Below are 16868 nucleotides of genomic sequence, written 5' to 3'. Positions count from 1 at the left end.
CAATGCTTAGAAACATTGCCTTTTTTAGGCTAAGGGAGCGAGCGTTGTGATTTGTCCAAATTGTCATAGTAAAGACTTAGGGAAAATCGGTGTAAATCAATATTACTGTTGGGGTTGCTATATTGAACTAACAATTAATAAAGGCATGATTTATACCCACCAAGTTGAAGAAGATGGTACGTTAAGTTCGTTAGATGATTTATTTGACGATGAGGATCGAAAACTTAGTATGTAGGAGTGGTTAATTAATGGCTAGAAAAAGCTCTTTATTAGGTTTAGGTTTGGGTGCAGGTGCACTTGCGATGAAATTGGCGTACGACAATAAATGGCTTTCTTCAAAAAACATGAAACGCATGAGAAAGTCATTGAAAAAAATGCTTTAATTTTTGAGGCACATGTCTATATAGGCATGTGCTTTTTTGTTGTTGAAATGTAAATTAGTCAATAGTTAAAATGTTACTAGGTGATTTATCTGATGGTAAATCTTTTTTGTTGAAGATAATTTGTTTGTGAAATACAACATTCTTTAGTAATGGCTCTTTTTCAGAATATAAATTATAGATGTTAATTGTTTGAACAAATTCAATTATTAGTTTAAAAGTGACGATTTACAGATATGAGCAGAATAACCGAGTATTTTAATCTCTTTTTTCTAACCAAAGGGGATTAGTAAGGTTCTTATTTCATACTTTTTTTATTTTGAAGAAGTTGATTGGAACGGAGGGGTTCTCGACTCCTATGGGAAATGCGGGAAGGCTGAGACCCCGTAGGCGTACGCGAGGCCGCTGAAAAACTAGATGATTTTTGAAAATGTTCAATTCCCTAAATTTCCCATCCCCACTTTCATCTCTAAAATGGGATGTAAAATAGATTATCATTCCCACTTTAGCTATAAAAAACTAGGTTTTTATGGGAATTGATTTTTCCGAAAAAGTAATTTTTAACCAAAATTTACTTTTTCAGTGGCCTAGGCGTACGCCGAGGAGGCTCAGTCTCGCCCCATGGAAAGCGAGAATCCTGTAGTGGAAATCAACATCATATAGCTTCCCTTACATGAAAAAAATTATGGATTAAATTGATAAGTTCTATTTCAGATCGAGGTGGAAGAGGAAAGACTTTTCAAATTTTATTGAAAGTCACATAAATTGATTGAAATTCTCCATACTATTATCAGTATGGAGGTTTTTTATGGACGGGTTAAAATTAAAGTGGATTTATCGATTATGTTTAATTTTATTAATAGGATTAGTTGGAATTGTATTTTATTATTTAAAACCAGTTTACTTACACATTGTGATTGGTATTTTGAAGTCGATGGTACCGTTCTTGATTGGACTAGTCATTGCTTATTTATTGCACCCAGCAATTGAATACATTCATAGAAAAGGGTTAAAACGAGTTTATGCAATTTTACTTATTTATTTTTTATTTTTTGGAGGGTGTTTATTAGGATTATATTTGCTATTACCAATCTTCAAACAACAATGGGAAGATATATTGCGATCTTTCCCAAAAGTAATGGCATTATATGATCAGTTTTTATCTAAAATTGAGAAGAAAACTTCAAGAATGCCAATCTTTCTTCACAATCGGATAGATTTAATGATTAATGGGGCTGAAAAATCTGGTTTATCTTTATTGAATAAATCAGGGGTATGGATGAAACAATTAGTAAACAATATTATTTCGCTCTTTATTATTCCATTTATCGTGTTTTACTTTTTAAAAGATTATAAGGTTTTAACGAATATGTTATGGAAAATAATACCTTATAAATGGCGTTATGAAACAAAAGGCATGGCAAAGGAACTTGATAATACATTTGGAAAATATATACGCGGTCAAATATTAGTTTGTTTTTTACTTTTTGTTTTAGCAACAATTTTTCTTTGGATTGTTCGAATGAAATATGCTCTAGTGTTAGGGGTAATCATTGGCATAACAGATATAATTCCTTATTTTGGTCCAGTTATTGGAGCTGTACCAACTTTATTTTTAGCTGCTTCAGAAGGTACAAGTTTACTAATTAGAGTAGGGATTATATTAATTATTTTACAATTAATCGAAGGGAATGTTCTTTCTCCACTGATTATTGGAAAATCGATTCATACTCACCCGGTAATCATCATGTTTTCTCTCCTGGTTGCAGGTGAAGTAGCTGGGTTTGTAGGATTACTACTTGCTGTTCCATTACTAGTTGTCGTCATTTCTGTTATACGGTATTTCAGTAATAGAAAAGAGCGACTCTCAACTTGACTTTCATTTTTTACAATGATACTATTTTTTCATACAATTATATTTGCAAAATTTTGAAGGAAAAAGTATGTCACAGACCATTTAAGCATTTACTAAAGAGAGAAGTTTCCTAGGCTGAAAGAAACTTTAATGAAGGGTGACAGAAAAGCTACTCCTGAATGCAGCTAATCACTGACGTCAGGCCACGTTACGGTCACTTGAGGTGATGAATAGACATCGAGGCAGTAAATGCCTAAGCAATTTGCTTTCTATTCATAATCAGGGTGGTATCGCGAGTACATCTCGTCCCTGTTTTAGGGACGGGATTTTTTTGTTTTTTTAAGTCATTTTATAACATGATAAATTTACTAAATGGAGGTTAATACAATGAAAAAGCTAACGGCTGCTCAAATTCGCCAAATGTACTTAGATTTCTTTAAAGAAAAAGGTCACTCTATAGAGCCAAGTGCATCTTTAGTACCAGTAGAAGATCCAACTTTATTGTGGATTAATAGTGGTGTAGCGACATTAAAAAAATATTTTGATGGTCGTGTAATTCCTGAGAATCCAAGAATAACAAATTCACAAAAATCAATTCGTACAAATGATATTGAGAATGTAGGTATAACAGCTCGTCACCATACATTTTTTGAAATGTTAGGTAACTTCTCAATCGGGGATTATTTCCGTGAAGACGCTGTAACATGGGGATGGGAGTTATTAACTTCATCTAACTGGTTTGGTTTTGAAAAAGAAAAATTATACGTTACTGTATACCCAGAAGATAAAGAAACTTATGATTTATGGATTAAATTAGGGCTAGATCCAGAGCATATTATCCTTTTAGAAGGAAACTTCTGGGAAATCGGTGAAGGACCATGCGGACCATGTACAGAGATTTTCTATGATCGTGGAACAAAATACGATCCTGAAAACATTGGAATTAAATTATTAAAAGAAGATTTAGAGAATGATCGATATTTAGAAATTTGGAATATTGTATTATCTCAATTTAATTCAAAAGATGGTTTAGACCGTAAAGAATATCCTGAATTACCGAGCAAGAACATTGATACTGGAATGGGCTTAGAGCGTATGGCAAGCGTACTACAAGAAGTTGATACAAACTTTGACACTGATTTATTTATGCCAATTATCAATGTAGTTGAAACAATCTCTAATGAAAAATACCGCAATGGTGATTTAGATAAAGATACTGCTTTTAAAGTAATTGCTGACCATATTCGTACTGTATCGTTTGCTGTTGCAGATGGTGCACTTCCTTCAAATGAAGGGCGTGGATATGTATTACGTAGATTAATTCGACGTGCTGTACGTTTTGCTAAAAAACTAGGCGTTGAACGTCCATTCATGTTTGAGCTTGTACCAGTTGTTGCAGAAATTATGGAAAGCTATTATCCAAACGTGATGGATAAGGTGCCATTTATTCAAAAAGTAATTAAAAACGAAGAAGAGCGTTTCCATGAAACTTTACATGAAGGCTTATCACTTCTTACAAATGTAATGAAGGATGCGAAAGCTAAAGGAAGTACAGTTATAAATGGTGAAGATGTTTTCCGTCTTTATGACACATACGGATTCCCTATTGAATTAACAGAAGAATATGCAGAAGAAGAAGGATTAACTGTTGATCATGATGGTTTCGAAGTTGAAATGGAAAAACAACGTGAACGCGCTCGTTCTGCAAGACAAGATGTAGACTCAATGCAAGTACAGAGTGAGGCACTACGTGAAATTAAGGAAGCTTCATCTTTTGTAGGGTATAGCGAAGGCTCAGTTGAATCTACAGTTCTTGTTCTAGTTCAAGACGGTGAAAGAGTTGAAGATGTAGCAAATGGTGAGGAAGCTCATTTAATTCTTGATGTAACGCCTTTCTACGCTGAAAGTGGAGGTCAAATTGCAGACCGTGGAACGATAACAGCTCCTGGTTTAAAAGTTGAGGTTCTTGATACACAAAAGGCACCTAACGGACAAAGTTTACATCGTGTAAAGGTTGTTGAAGGTGCACTATCAGTAGGTGCTAAAGTTACTTCAACTATTAATAAAGCTAATCGTTCAAGTATCGTAAAGAACCATACAGCTACTCACTTATTACATCAAGCATTAAAAGATGTACTTGGGACTCATGTAAACCAAGCTGGATCATTAGTAAACCAAGAGCGTCTTCGTTTTGACTTCTCACATTTTGGTCAAGTTACTGCAGATGAACTAGAAACAATTGAAAAAATTGTGAACGAAAAAATTTGGGAAAGTATCCCAGTTCAAATTTCTGAAAAAGCAATTGCTGAAGCAAAAGCAATGGGTGCAATGGCATTATTCGGAGAAAAATATGGTGATGTAGTAAGAGTTGTACAAGTTGGAGATTATAGTTTAGAGCTATGCGGTGGTTGCCATGTTGATAACACAGCATCGATTGGTACGTTTAAAATTGTATCTGAATCAGGTATTGGAGCAGGTACTCGTCGTATTGAGGCAGTGACAGGAAAAGCAGCTTATGAATATATGCAGGAACAAATTGGTCAATTAAAAGATGCAGCTAGTCTATTAAAATCGAATACAAAAGACGTTGTTTCTCGTATTGAAACTTTACAATCAGATTTAAAACAATCACAAAAAGAAAATGAATCACTTTCTTCAAAATTAAGCAATATTGAAGCAGGAAATATTAGTAATAGTGTGAAAGAAGTAAATGGAGTGAAATTCGTTGCTGCTAAAGTAAATGGAGCAGATATGAATAGTCTCCGTACGATGGTTGACGATCTTAAAAATAAAATTGGATCTGTTGTTGTATTACTTGGATCTGCTAATGATGGAAAAGTAAACTTAATTGCTGGTGTTACAAAAGATTTAGTTGGCCAAGGATATCATGCAGGAAATCTAATTAAAGAAGCTGCTACAATTTGTGGCGGCGGAGGCGGAGGCCGTCCAGATATGGCTCAAGCTGGTGGTAAAGATCCTGCAAAATTAGACGAAGCTGTTGCTTTTGTTGAAAAATGGATGAACACGATTTCAAAATAAAACAAAAATCGTGTACAATAACAGAAATAAAAATTTTTAGCTGATTCGTAACTGTCCAATAAAAATGGTACAATGTAATTAGCTAAAAATATACGGATAAGTGGGGTGCTTTGTATGGATTCATTTGATAAAACGATGAAGTTTAGTTTGCAAGATGAAGGTCAAGATATACGAGTTAATGAAGTTTTGTTAAAGGTTCATGACGCGTTACAAGAAAAAGGCTATAATCCAATCAATCAAATAGTAGGATATTTACTATCAGGTGATCCTGCATACATTCCTCGTCATAATGACGCAAGAAGTATGATGAAAAAGCTAGAGCGCGATGAAATAATCGAAGAACTAGTTAAATCATACTTACAACAACATCGTGGAGAATAATTAATGAGGGCACTTGGGTTAGATGTAGGAACTAAAACAATTGGTGTAGCTGTAAGTGATGCTCTAGGTTGGACAGCTCAAGGCATTGAGACAGTTCGAATTAACGAAGAACGTCAGAAATTTGGACTAGACCGACTGAAAGAAATCATCGACAGCTACGAAGTTGAAAAAATAATAGTAGGTTTACCTAAAAATATGAACGGAAGTATTGGAGAACGCGGTGAAGCTTGCAAGCGTTTTGGAAAAATGGTTGAAGAAGAATTCAATCTTCCGGTTATACTATGGGATGAAAGACTTTCAACGATGGCTGCTGAACGTTTACTAATTTCTGCTGACGTAAGTCGTAAGAAAAGAAAGCAAGTAATCGATAAAATGGCAGCAGTAGTTATTTTACAAAACTACTTAGATAGTATAAAGTGATAAAGAAGAGTGGAGCTTGGCCGATTACTGGGCAAACTCCACATATTCACTTTTATACTTGTACATAAAAGGATTAAAATAATAGAGGTGATATAAATGGAACACGGTGAAGACAGACAAATTACAATCATCGATGAGGAAGGTAATGAGATTCTTTGTAATATTATTATGACTTTTGAATCAGATGACTATGGTAAATCATACGTAATTTACAGCCCAGTAGGACAAGAGTTTGATGAAGATGGAGATCCAATCTATCATGCTTCTAGCTTCATTCCTGCAGAAGACGGTGAAGATGGAGAGTTATATCCAATCGAATCTGACGAAGAATGGGAAATGGTTGAAGAAGTATTAAATACTTTCTTTGATGAAGAAGAAGGAGAATAATATTCTCGAATTTAAAAAATGCTAATCACTTATAAGGTGTTTAGCATTTTTTTTATGTAGAAAATTGCCGATTCACCACTTATTTGTAGTATACTATAACGTGGAAAAGGAGGTTGGTAACTTGACTTATAATGAATTTAATCAAAATGGATTCAATAATTCAACTAAAAAAGGCAGAGGTATTCGTATTTTTACATATCTTATCATTGCTTTAATTGTTTTAGTTGGAGCAGGCTTTGCTACATATAAATATATGTTAAAACCTGTTAATGCATCCGATAAACAAATTAAATTAGTAACAATTCCTGAAGGAAGCTCAGTTGATAATATTGCAGCAATTTTCAAAAAGAAAAACTTAATAAAAAATACAACAATTTTTAAACTATATGTGAAATTGCATAACAACGCTAGTCTTAAATCAGGCAACTATCATTTTAGTGAAAATCAAGGAATCTCAACAATTGTAAACCACCTACAAGTAGGGGGGAAATACCAAGTAGCTGTTAAGGATTTAATGATTCCGGAAGGATCTCAATTAAAGGAAATCGCTGCGATTATTGCAAAAGAATTTAAATTAGATGAAGCGAATGTATTTAAACAGTTAAATGATAAAGCATTTATCCAAGGTTTACAAAAAAAGTTTCCGCAATTATTAACAAATGAAATCTTTAAAAAAGGAATTAGATATCCACTAGAAGGATATTTGTACCCTTCGACTTATATGTATGGGGATTTCACACCAAGCTTAGAGCAAATTATTACGCCAATGTTAAATGAAACAGTGAAAATTTTAGATCAATATAAAGTTGAAATGACTAACAAAAAGCTTACACCACATCAAACTTTAACGATGGCTTCGTTAATTGAGGAAGAAGCTACAGGTACTACAGATCGAAAGTTGATTTCAAGTGTGTTTTACAATCGACTGAAAGTAAATATGCCTTTACAAACAGATCCAACTGTTTTATATGCTTTAGGTAAACATAAACAACGTGTATTATATAAAGATTTAGAAGTTAAATCTCCTTATAACACTTACTATGTAAAAGGATTACCGGTTGGACCAATCGCAAGTGCTGGAGTAGATAGTATTGTTGCTGCGCTTGAACCTGCTAAATCAGATTATCTATATTTCCTAGCTGATAAAACAGGTAAAGTAATCTTCACTAAATCATTAGCAGAGCACAATACTGAAAAAGAAAAGCATATAAAATAAAAAATTGGAAATACTTGTATACAAAATATTAAATTCCTCAGTAGTACAAATAGTCTACTGAGGAATTTTGTAAATCAAAAAATAGTGTAAGCGTTGCAACAATTCTTGGTACTAGCCAAGGGTCTTTTTTTTATGTTAGAATATTACGGGTCTAAAAAATTCAGATACACAGAAATTTTACTTACACCTTGTTTTAAACAAGGTTGTATTTCTATTGGAGGCTTTATAAGCAATGAATGACGTTTTAGTTCGTCAATACTTGGCGAATTTTTATAAACATAGAGAACCTTTTATAGAAGAAATGGAAACATATGCATTGGAGCATCATGTACCAATTATGGATAAAGCAGGCATGGAATTTATGCTTGGTTTACTTTATTTAATACAGCCAACTTCAATACTTGAAATTGGAAGTGCAATTGGCTACTCGAGTATTCGAATGGCAAAAGAGTTTCCAAATGTAAAGATTGTTACAATGGAGCGAAATGCAGAAAGAATTCGAAAAGCAAAAGAGTTTATTGGTCGAAGTGATTACGGTGATCGAATTCTACTTTTAGAAGGGGACGCTCTACTTTTAAAAGAAAAATTGCCTGACAATCGACAATTTGATGTTATTTTTATCGACGCAGCTAAAGCTCAGTATCAGCGATTCTTTGAATTATATGAGCCGTTATTATCAGATAGAGGTGTTATTATATCGGATAATGTACTATTTAAAGGTCAGGTTGCTGAAAGTGCGGATTTAGTTGATAATCGACGCAAGAAAGCTTTAATAAAAAGAATTCAAAACTACAATGAATGGCTAATGAACCACCCAAAGTATGATTCAACAATTATGCCGATTGGTGATGGAGTTGCTATTAGTAAGAGAAGGGGAGTTAATAATGATGAAGCCTGAATTATTAGTTACGCCAACTAACCTAAATGATATAGATAAATTAGCTGATGCTGGAGCAGACGCAGTTATTATTGGTGAACAACGCTTTGGATTACGCTTAGCGGGTGAATTTAATCGTGAAGCTGTAAAAGAGGCAGTAGAAATTGCACATAAAAAAAATGTAAAAGTATATATAGCTATGAATGGCGTATACCATAATGAAATTCTTGATGAAATAGAAGACTACATTGCATTTTTAAGAGATGCAAATGTTGATGCGATTGTTTTTGGTGACCCAGCAGTCCTTATGTCGGTACGTCAGATTGCACCAAACATGCAGTTACATTGGAACACAGAAACAACAGCAACTAACTGGTTTACATGTAATTACTGGGGTAAACGTGGGTCAAAACGTGCTGTATTAGCTAGAGAACTAAGCTTTGAAGCTGTTGCTGAAATTAAAGAAAATGCGAATGTAGAAATCGAAGTACAAGTACATGGAATGACGTGTATGTTCCAATCTAAACGTTCTCTAGTAGGTAATTATTTTGAATACCAAGGTAAAAACTTAGAGATTATTCAACAAAAGAAATATGAAGAAAATATGTTCTTAGTTGACCATGAACGGAATAACAAATATCCGATTTTTGAAGATCAAAACGGAACTCATATTATGAGTCCAAACGATATTTGTATTATTAATGAGCTAGAAGAATTAGTTGATGCAGGTATAGATTCATTCAAAATTGACGGTGTCTTAAAATCTTCGGAATATATTGTTGAAGTAACTAAATTATACAGACAAGCGATTGACCTATGTGTAGATGACCGTGAAGCATATGAAGAAATCAAAGACGAACTTTTCGATAAAATTGAGGCAATCCAGCCAGTAAACAGACCACTGGACGCAGGATTCTTCTTCAAGGAAACAGTTTATTAATAGAGCTTTTGAACAGGTAAGGTAGAGAAAACTGGATTTGTAAGAGTTTTAGAATTCTGGGCTCACAATCCTGTATTAAAGAGGAGGATAAATGATGGCAATTGGACAATTAGATAAAATAGTTGATGGCAAACGTGTGATCGTGAAAAAACCTGAGCTATTAGCACCAGCTGGTAATTTAGAGAAATTAAAAATTGCAGTAAGATATGGCGCAGATGCTGTATTTATTGGTGGTAGAGAATTTGGTTTACGTTCGAATGCAGATAACTTCTCTTTAGAAGATATGGCTGAAGGGGTAGAATTTGCAAATAAATTTAATGCGAAAATTTATGTAACAACAAATATTTTTGCTCATAACGAAAACATGGACGGATTAGTTGAGTATTTGCAAGGAATTGAAGCAGCAGGAGTTACAGGTATTATCGTAGCTGACCCTTATATTATTGAAACATGTAAAGAGGCTGCTCCTAAACTAGAAGTACATTTAAGTACACAACAATCTTTATCAAACTATCGTGCTGCACAATACTGGAAAGAAGAAGGTTTACACAGATTAGTATTAGCACGTGAGACAAGCTATGAGGAAATTAAAGAGATTAAAGAAAAAGTAGACGTTGAAATCGAAACATTTATTCACGGAGCAATGTGTATTGCATACTCTGGTCGTTGTACTTTAAGTAATCATATGACTGCACGTGATTCAAACCGTGGTGGATGCTGTCAATCTTGTCGTTGGGACTATGATTTAGTTCAAACTGAGTCTCAGAACCCAGATTCAATGGAAAATGCTTTATTTGCTGAAGAAGATTCTCCATTTGCAATGAGCCCTAAAGATTTAAATTTATTACGTTCAATTCCTAAGTTTATTGAAATTGGTGTAGATAGTTTAAAAATTGAAGGTCGTATGAAATCAATTCATTATGTGGCAACAGTTGTATCTGTTTACCGTAAAATAATTGATGCATATTGTGCTGACCCTGATAACTTTGAATTCAAAGAAGAGTGGGTTGAAGAACTAGATAAATGTGCTAATCGTGACACTGCTTCTTCATTCTTTGAAGGGTTCCCAGGAATGAAAGAACAAATGTATGGAAATCATAGCAAAAAAACAACGTATGATTTTGCAGGTCTTGTATTAGACTATGATGAGCAAACAGGAATCGCAACAATCCAACAACGTAACTACTTTAAACCAGGTGATCAAATTGAATTCTTTGGTCCAGAAATCGAAAACTTCAAACAAACAGTTGGTGTAATTGTGAATGAAGAAGGTACAGAAGTAGATGCTGCAAGACACCCATTAGAAATTATAAAAATTAAAGTAGATCAAAAAGTATATCCTTACAACATGATGAGAAAAAAGTTAGTTTGATAAGAAAGAGGGATTGAAGTATGGGGAATAAGCCCATTGTAATTGGAATTGCCGGAGGGACTGGCTCTGGTAAAACTTCTGTAACAAAAGCAATCTATGATCAATTTAAAGGTCATTCAATTTTAATGATACAGCAAGATTCTTATTATAGAGACCAAACTCATTTGCCAATGGAAGAAAGATTAAAAACAAATTATGACCATCCATTAGCATTTGATAATGATTTGTTTATTGAGCATATCAAAGAATTATTGCAATATAAAGCAATTGAGAAACCTGTATATGACTATACAATTCATACAAGATCTTCAGAAACAATCCCTGTAGAGCCAAAAGAAGTTATCATTTTAGAAGGTATTCTAGTATTAGAAGACGAGCGTTTACGTGACTTAATGGATATAAAAATATTCGTAGATACGGATGCTGACTTACGAATCCTTCGTAGAATACAACGAGATATAAAAGAACGTGGAAGAACAGTTGATTCTGTAGTGGATCAATATGTAAATGTTGTACGACCTATGCATAATCAATTCTGTGAACCATCAAAAAAATTCGCCGACATTATTATACCCGAAGGCGGTCAGAACTTTGTGGCTATTGATTTAATGGCTACAAAAATTCAGACTATACTTGAAAGAGTAAGTGTATTATAATACCTTCATATGAGAGAATAATTCCTAAAAATAATTTTGGAAAGATGGAGAAGCATAAACTTCTTCATCTTTCTATATAAAAGAATGCGTTTTCAAAACTTGAATGTTTCATTAATTATTCTCATACACTGTTTGTACAACCATTGTATAAACATATATTTAGAAGTTCTACATAAAGAAACGGTGGATACTAAAAGGAGTGTACAAAAATGGCTAACGAAAAAAAATTCCCTATGACTTTAGCTGGGAAGCAAAAATTAGAACAAGAATTAGAAAACTTAAAAACAGTAAAGCGTGCTGAAGTAGTAGAGCGTATTAAAATCGCTCGTAGTTTCGGTGACCTTTCTGAGAACTCTGAATACGATGCTGCAAAAGATGAGCAAGCATTTGTTGAGGGGCGTATTACAACTTTAGAAAATATGATTCGTAATGCTGAAATTATTACTGAAAGCAACGAAGCATCAGATACAGTAACTTTAGGTAAATCTGTAACTTTCTTAGAATTACCAGCTGGTGACGAAGAAACTTACACAATCGTAGGTAGTGCTGAGGCTGACCCATTTGAAGGTAAAATTTCAAACGATTCACCAATTGCTAGAAGCCTATTAGGTAAAACAGTTGGTGAAGAAGTAACTGTTAGTACTCCAGGTGGAGATATGCAAGTGAGAATTACTGCTGTTAAATAATTTGATTTGTTTAACAATTTAATAGTTTGAAAAGAGAACACCCCGTCTACACTGTAGATGAGGTGTTTTTTTATGCATAGACGGATAAAAGCCATTTTAATTATATTTACGTTATTATTTTCTTTAATCCTATACAGATGTTTAGATATAGGTGTACTTAATCAAAAGGATTTTGGGCCACAGAAGGTAAACTTAATTGAACGAAGCGTTGCTCAAAGGACTTTTCAATTTCGAATTGATAATGGTCGTGGAAAAATACTGGACCGTAATGGAAAACTATTAAGCGCAGCCTATACCCCAAAAGTTATATTATTTCCCTTTTTAAAAACTATTAATTGGCCGATTGAAAAATTATCTCAAATCACAGGAGTATCGGTTACAAATATAAAAAAACAGTTTAATGATAAAAAAGAACCTTTTACACTGGATGGGATTAAGAAGACATTAACATCTGAAGAAATTGACGAAATCAATAATTTACATGTTTCTGGTTTAATTTCAATGCTGTCACAAGATAAAGACGATAAACAGTTAGCAGAGCATTTAATAGGAATTGCAAGAGAAAATAAAGAACAATATGAAAAGCAGTATGAGAGTGATCGAGATTATAAACCTAAGGAATTTGGAGTAATTGGGTTAGAAGCTCAGTTTGAAGATTTCCTAAAATCTGATGGCACATCTAATCTAATGCTTCATGTAGACAATTTAGGTAAACCAATGTTCGGAAATGAAGTAAAGTATGCCAAGCCAAGTAACCCCTTTTATCCAGTTTCCCTTTCTACAACACTGGATAAGAATTTACAGCAAATACTAGAACAAACCGTTGACCAAGCTAAACTTAAAAAAGGTGCAGCGGTACTAATTGACGTGAAGACAAACAAATTATTAGCTATGGTAAGTCGACCTACTATGGATTTCCAAAATTTATTTTCTCAAAATGACAATACAGCAACGAATTATGCATTATTAGCTAGTACTCCTGGATCTGTTTTTAAAACAGTAGTAGCGGCTGCTGCGATTGATCAAGGAATTGTGAAAGATAATCAAATGTTTAATTGTAATAATAATCTAGTTGGGAAATACGAAGACGAAGAGAAAAAAAGAAAAGGTAATTTAAACTTCCAACAAAGCTTTTATGAAAGCTGTAATTACACATTTGGACAATTAGGAAAGCAATTAACTTTAAAAAATAAAGATATGTTTCAAACTTATGCTAAAAAGCTAGGCTTAGATGGCCCCGTAGGTTGGACAGGTTCGGTTTATCACGAGGCTAGTTTTAGTCAATTTCAAAATGAGGGAAAACCAACTTATTTTGTAGGAAACAATTTAAGTGATAAACTCTTAAATTCATCCATTGGACAGCAGGATGTGAAAGTTTCACCTCTTGCAGTAGCCAATATGATGGCGACAATAGCACGTGGCGGAAGTCCAAAACAAGTAAAAGTTGTAGATTCCGTGTTATATAAAAATGGTACGGAAATGTTTAAATTCCCAGATCAAACATTGGCAGATGATTATTTAGCTCCAGATTCAATGGAAAAATTAAGAGAGCTATTAAGAGGAGTAGTAACGGATGTTAAAGGAACTGGAAGTAGATATGCTAGTTTACCGTATACATTAGCGGGTAAAAGTGGTACTGCAGAAACAAAAGTAGTCGATGGTAAAATAGTCGAACAAAACAAATGGTTCGCGGGATATTTTCCATATGACAAACCAAGATATGCATTTGCAGTAGTTAGTTTAAATGTTTCTAACGAAGTCACATCTACGTCTGATACTGTTACAAATTTAGTGAAATCTATTTATAACTTTGATAAAAGCCACACTAAATAACTTTTTTTCTTAATTAACTCTATGATAAAATAGGGAAAATTAGTTGTTTTTGGAGGATTTTGTCAATGTCTTCGATTGAAACAAACAGAAGGGTCCAAAAGTTAAGAAGTGTGCGAAGAGGGAATTATTTTTACCGTTTACTACTTATTCCACTTCTTTTTGGAATTATCTATTTAGGGATAAAAATTGCGCTACCAATCATTAAGCAAGAAAAAATGGAGCCTAAAACTGCAAAAGCTGAGCTAACTACATCAGTCCAAGAACCAAAGCAAATGACGGATATACCGAATCCTTATCAAGCCAAATATCGCGAAAAAGTAAATGAGATTATTCGAGATTCAGTAAATGATGAAAATATAATCGAGTCGACTGTGAAAGAATGGAAGCCTAATATAACGAAGCAAATTGAACCGCATATAGTTCGGTATAGTTATAAATCTCAAGACTTCTACGAAATGGAAGAAGCAGTTTCAAAAGCCACTTCTTTAACAAAAGAAGATTTCTCCGTGTGGCATCTCGGTAAAGGATACGATCTTCAAAGTATAAAAGTATATATAGCCACAAATGACTTAAGCTATAAATATGTCGTTTACTTACACTGGGTTGAAAAAGAAGGATGGCTCCCGATACTAGTCCAGGAAGTAAAGGCTTTAAAGTATTAAATACGGGTTTCATTCTGAAAGATGAAAGGTATGTCTGTATATGTTAAAATGATTAAAGTTTGATAGAAAGTAGGGAATAAAAGAATGAAAATAGCTATTATTGGAGCAATGGAAGAAGAAGTACATGTATTACGTGATAAATTAGATAACCTGAAAAAAGAAGAAATTGCAGGTTCAGAATATAATATTGGTACATATGAAGGTAAACAAGTAATTTTATTAAAGTCTGGAATCGGTAAAGTTAATGCAGCAATGGCAACTGCAATTCTTTTAGAAAAATATCAGCCAGACGTTGTAATTAATACAGGTTCTGCTGGTGGACTTCATACTGACTTAAATGTTGGTGACGTTGTTATCTCAACAGAAGTGCGTCATCATGACGTAGACGTAACTGCATTTAATTATGAATACGGTCAAGTTCCAGGTATGCCAGCAGCATTCCCATCAGATGAAAAATTAAAGTCTATTGCTAAAAAATGTGCTGAAAAGATTAGTGGAATTCAAGTTGTTGAAGGACTAATCGTAACTGGTGACTCATTTATGAACGATCCTGTTAGAGTTGAGTACGTAAAAGGAAAATTTGGTGACCTTCATGCTGTAGAAATGGAAGCAGCTGCAATAGCTCAAGTTTGTTATGCCTTTAAAGTACCGTTTGTTGTAACGCGTGCATTATCAGATATTGCGGGTAAAGAATCAGATATTTCATTTGATCAATTCATTCATACTGCAGCAGTAAATTCAACATTAATGGTAGAGGAAATGATTAAAGCTTTATAATTCTGTTAGGAAGGATGTCTTTATAGGCATCTTTCTTTTTTTGTTGAAAAATGAGTTTGTCAATTAAGGCGTAATATTTTTCAACGTAAAGGAAGTTGTATGTAGTTGATTTCCACTACAGGATTCCTCGCTTTCCATGGGGCGAGACCTGAGCCTCCTCGGCAAGCCGAGGCCACTGAAAAACAGTCAATTTTATTTACTGTTATCAATATGCGGAAAATCGCCTTTTCCTTTATAAACTTCTATTTTTCTTCCTTCATTAAGGTCAGTATTCGTTTTAAATTAACTGCGAATATGGCCATTGCCCCTTGCATTTCCAATCCTAATAGACCCGAGGAATTTGCTACATTGTACCCGTGTCTGTGTTTTAATTCACTATTTTTTGCTTCAATTTTATAGCGTTCTTTCGATTTCTCCTTGAAATATTCGCTCTCTTGAAATTGTGCATGTTCTTTGTGTTCAGTTGATTTAATTGTTACACTATACGTTTTACTTTTGGCACCTTCTTTATAACATCCATCTTTAAAGGCACATTTTTTACACTTTTCAATATCAAAGTAATACATATCACGTGGATTTTTTTTCTGATTTTTTCTTTCTAGTCTTCTTTTTCGAATTGCCATATGACCTGCCTTACAAACGTACATCTCCGCATCCTTATTGTATTGAAATTCGTCTTCTTTTTTACGTGTTCCATGTGTAATCGTTGGGTTTAATTTCGAAACTAATTGTAACTCATTTTTATTTGCGTATTGAAGATTATCAATCTCTGAATAGGCTGTATCACCAATGACTGTATCAATTTGCATTCCTGTTCCACGGCTTTTTTCAATTAATGTTTGTAGGTATTTTCCATCATTTTTTTCACCAGTAGTAACCAATGCAGCTGTAATAAGACGCTCTTCGTTCATCGCAATATGTGTTTTATAACCAAAGAATGAGGTATCAGCTGATTTGTGACCAATTCTTGCGTCTGGATCCTGTGAAAATTCAAGGTTACCTTCGTAATCTTCTACAATTTCTTTTAGATAGTTCAGTTTTTCTTTTACTTTCGGATATTCACGAATCGCTTCTTCTTTTTCAACAACTTGAATGACTTTTTCACAATAGGCAAGTTCTTCAACAATGTCATCAGTTGTTGGCTTTTGAGGAAATTTTTCTTTCATTCCCTCGTTGATTTGATAGACAGATCTTCGAAGGAGTTTAGATTTCTCCATTAAAAATTCTTTTGGTGACTTTTGATTAAATCGTGCTCTTGTATGAGTTGCATCCACTATAATGGAAGTACTATTGATTAGTTCTTTTTCGAGTGCGATTTCGACTGTTTTATTGATCAGCATGTCTAATAATTCAACATCTTTTAGACGAAGCTTACGAAATTTCGTTA

General features: G+C 33.7%; 17 protein-coding genes. 16 read left to right on the top strand and 1 reads right to left on the bottom strand.

The features are described from left to right. Window positions 1-46: 46 nt before the first annotated feature. The 16 genes from CN692_RS24840 (at window position 47) to mtnN (ending at window position 15481) form a co-directional block, all read left to right on the top strand. Entirely contained in the window at window positions 47-235 is a 189-nt protein-coding gene (locus CN692_RS24840) for a hypothetical protein (RefSeq protein ID WP_098121811.1), read from the top strand. Between the two features lie 13 nt (window positions 236-248). Next, on the top strand, window positions 249-383 hold the full coding sequence (locus tag CN692_RS24835; protein WP_098121810.1) for a DUF3918 family protein: 135 nt from the start codon (window positions 249-251) through the stop codon (window positions 381-383). A gap of 805 nt (window positions 384-1188) precedes the next feature. Beyond that, the gene (locus CN692_RS24830) at window positions 1189-2256 is read left to right on the top strand and encodes an AI-2E family transporter (RefSeq protein WP_098121809.1); all 1068 of its coding nucleotides are present in this window, start codon (window positions 1189-1191) and stop codon (window positions 2254-2256) included. A gap of 366 nt (window positions 2257-2622) precedes the next feature. Continuing rightward, on the top strand, window positions 2623-5274 hold the full coding sequence (alaS, locus tag CN692_RS24825; protein ID WP_098121808.1) for an alanine--tRNA ligase: 2652 nt from the start codon (window positions 2623-2625) through the stop codon (window positions 5272-5274). Between the two features lie 114 nt (window positions 5275-5388). Beyond that, window positions 5389-5655, top strand: a complete 267-nt coding sequence (locus CN692_RS24820; RefSeq protein WP_056472706.1) for an IreB family regulatory phosphoprotein — start codon at window positions 5389-5391, stop codon at window positions 5653-5655. 3 nt (window positions 5656-5658) lie between these two features. Continuing rightward, window positions 5659-6075, top strand: coding sequence for a Holliday junction resolvase RuvX (ruvX, locus tag CN692_RS24815; protein WP_098121807.1), 417 nt, complete (start codon window positions 5659-5661; stop codon window positions 6073-6075). 96 nt (window positions 6076-6171) lie between these two features. Further along, a complete protein-coding gene (locus CN692_RS24810; protein WP_056472710.1) occupies window positions 6172-6462 on the top strand; it encodes a DUF1292 domain-containing protein in 291 nt (96 codons plus the stop codon). A gap of 121 nt (window positions 6463-6583) precedes the next feature. After that, a complete protein-coding gene (gene mltG, locus CN692_RS24805; protein ID WP_098121806.1) occupies window positions 6584-7678 on the top strand; it encodes an endolytic transglycosylase MltG in 1095 nt (364 codons plus the stop codon). A gap of 232 nt (window positions 7679-7910) precedes the next feature. Continuing rightward, the gene (locus CN692_RS24800) at window positions 7911-8576 is read left to right on the top strand and encodes an O-methyltransferase (RefSeq protein WP_098121805.1); all 666 of its coding nucleotides are present in this window, start codon (window positions 7911-7913) and stop codon (window positions 8574-8576) included. Further along, window positions 8563-9495, top strand: coding sequence for a peptidase U32 family protein (locus CN692_RS24795; protein WP_098121804.1), 933 nt, complete (start codon window positions 8563-8565; stop codon window positions 9493-9495). The genes CN692_RS24800 and CN692_RS24795 overlap by 14 nt, the downstream gene beginning before the upstream one ends. A 94-nt stretch (window positions 9496-9589) precedes the next feature. Beyond that, on the top strand, window positions 9590-10867 hold the full coding sequence (locus CN692_RS24790) for a peptidase U32 family protein (protein WP_098121803.1): 1278 nt from the start codon (window positions 9590-9592) through the stop codon (window positions 10865-10867). A 20-nt stretch (window positions 10868-10887) separates the two neighbouring features. Then, entirely contained in the window at window positions 10888-11523 is a 636-nt protein-coding gene (gene udk / locus CN692_RS24785) for a uridine kinase (RefSeq protein WP_098121802.1), read from the top strand. A gap of 209 nt (window positions 11524-11732) precedes the next feature. Next, a complete protein-coding gene (gene greA / locus CN692_RS24780) occupies window positions 11733-12209 on the top strand; it encodes a transcription elongation factor GreA (RefSeq protein ID WP_098121801.1) in 477 nt (158 codons plus the stop codon). A 72-nt stretch (window positions 12210-12281) separates the two neighbouring features. Then, entirely contained in the window at window positions 12282-14042 is a 1761-nt protein-coding gene (locus CN692_RS24775; RefSeq protein ID WP_179874550.1) for a peptidoglycan D,D-transpeptidase FtsI family protein, read from the top strand. A gap of 65 nt (window positions 14043-14107) precedes the next feature. Continuing rightward, window positions 14108-14704, top strand: a complete 597-nt coding sequence (locus CN692_RS24770; RefSeq protein WP_098121799.1) for a YrrS family protein — start codon at window positions 14108-14110, stop codon at window positions 14702-14704. A gap of 84 nt (window positions 14705-14788) precedes the next feature. Then, entirely contained in the window at window positions 14789-15481 is a 693-nt protein-coding gene (mtnN, locus tag CN692_RS24765) for a 5'-methylthioadenosine/S-adenosylhomocysteine nucleosidase (RefSeq protein WP_098121798.1), read from the top strand. Window positions 15482-15723: 242 nt separating this feature from the next. On the opposite strand, the gene CN692_RS24760 is transcribed toward mtnN, so the two are convergent. Next, window positions 15724-16868, bottom strand: a 1145-nt coding sequence (locus CN692_RS24760; RefSeq protein WP_098121797.1) for a transposase, incomplete at its 5' end; no start/stop codon positions are given.

The sequence above is a fragment of the Bacillus sp. AFS002410 genome, assembly GCF_002556365.1.
In the GTDB taxonomy this organism is placed as follows: Bacteria; Bacillota; Bacilli; order Bacillales; family Bacillaceae_G; genus Gottfriedia.
The sequence above is the reverse complement of the archived record's forward strand: the minus strand, read 5'-3'. Positions and strand labels throughout refer to the sequence as shown.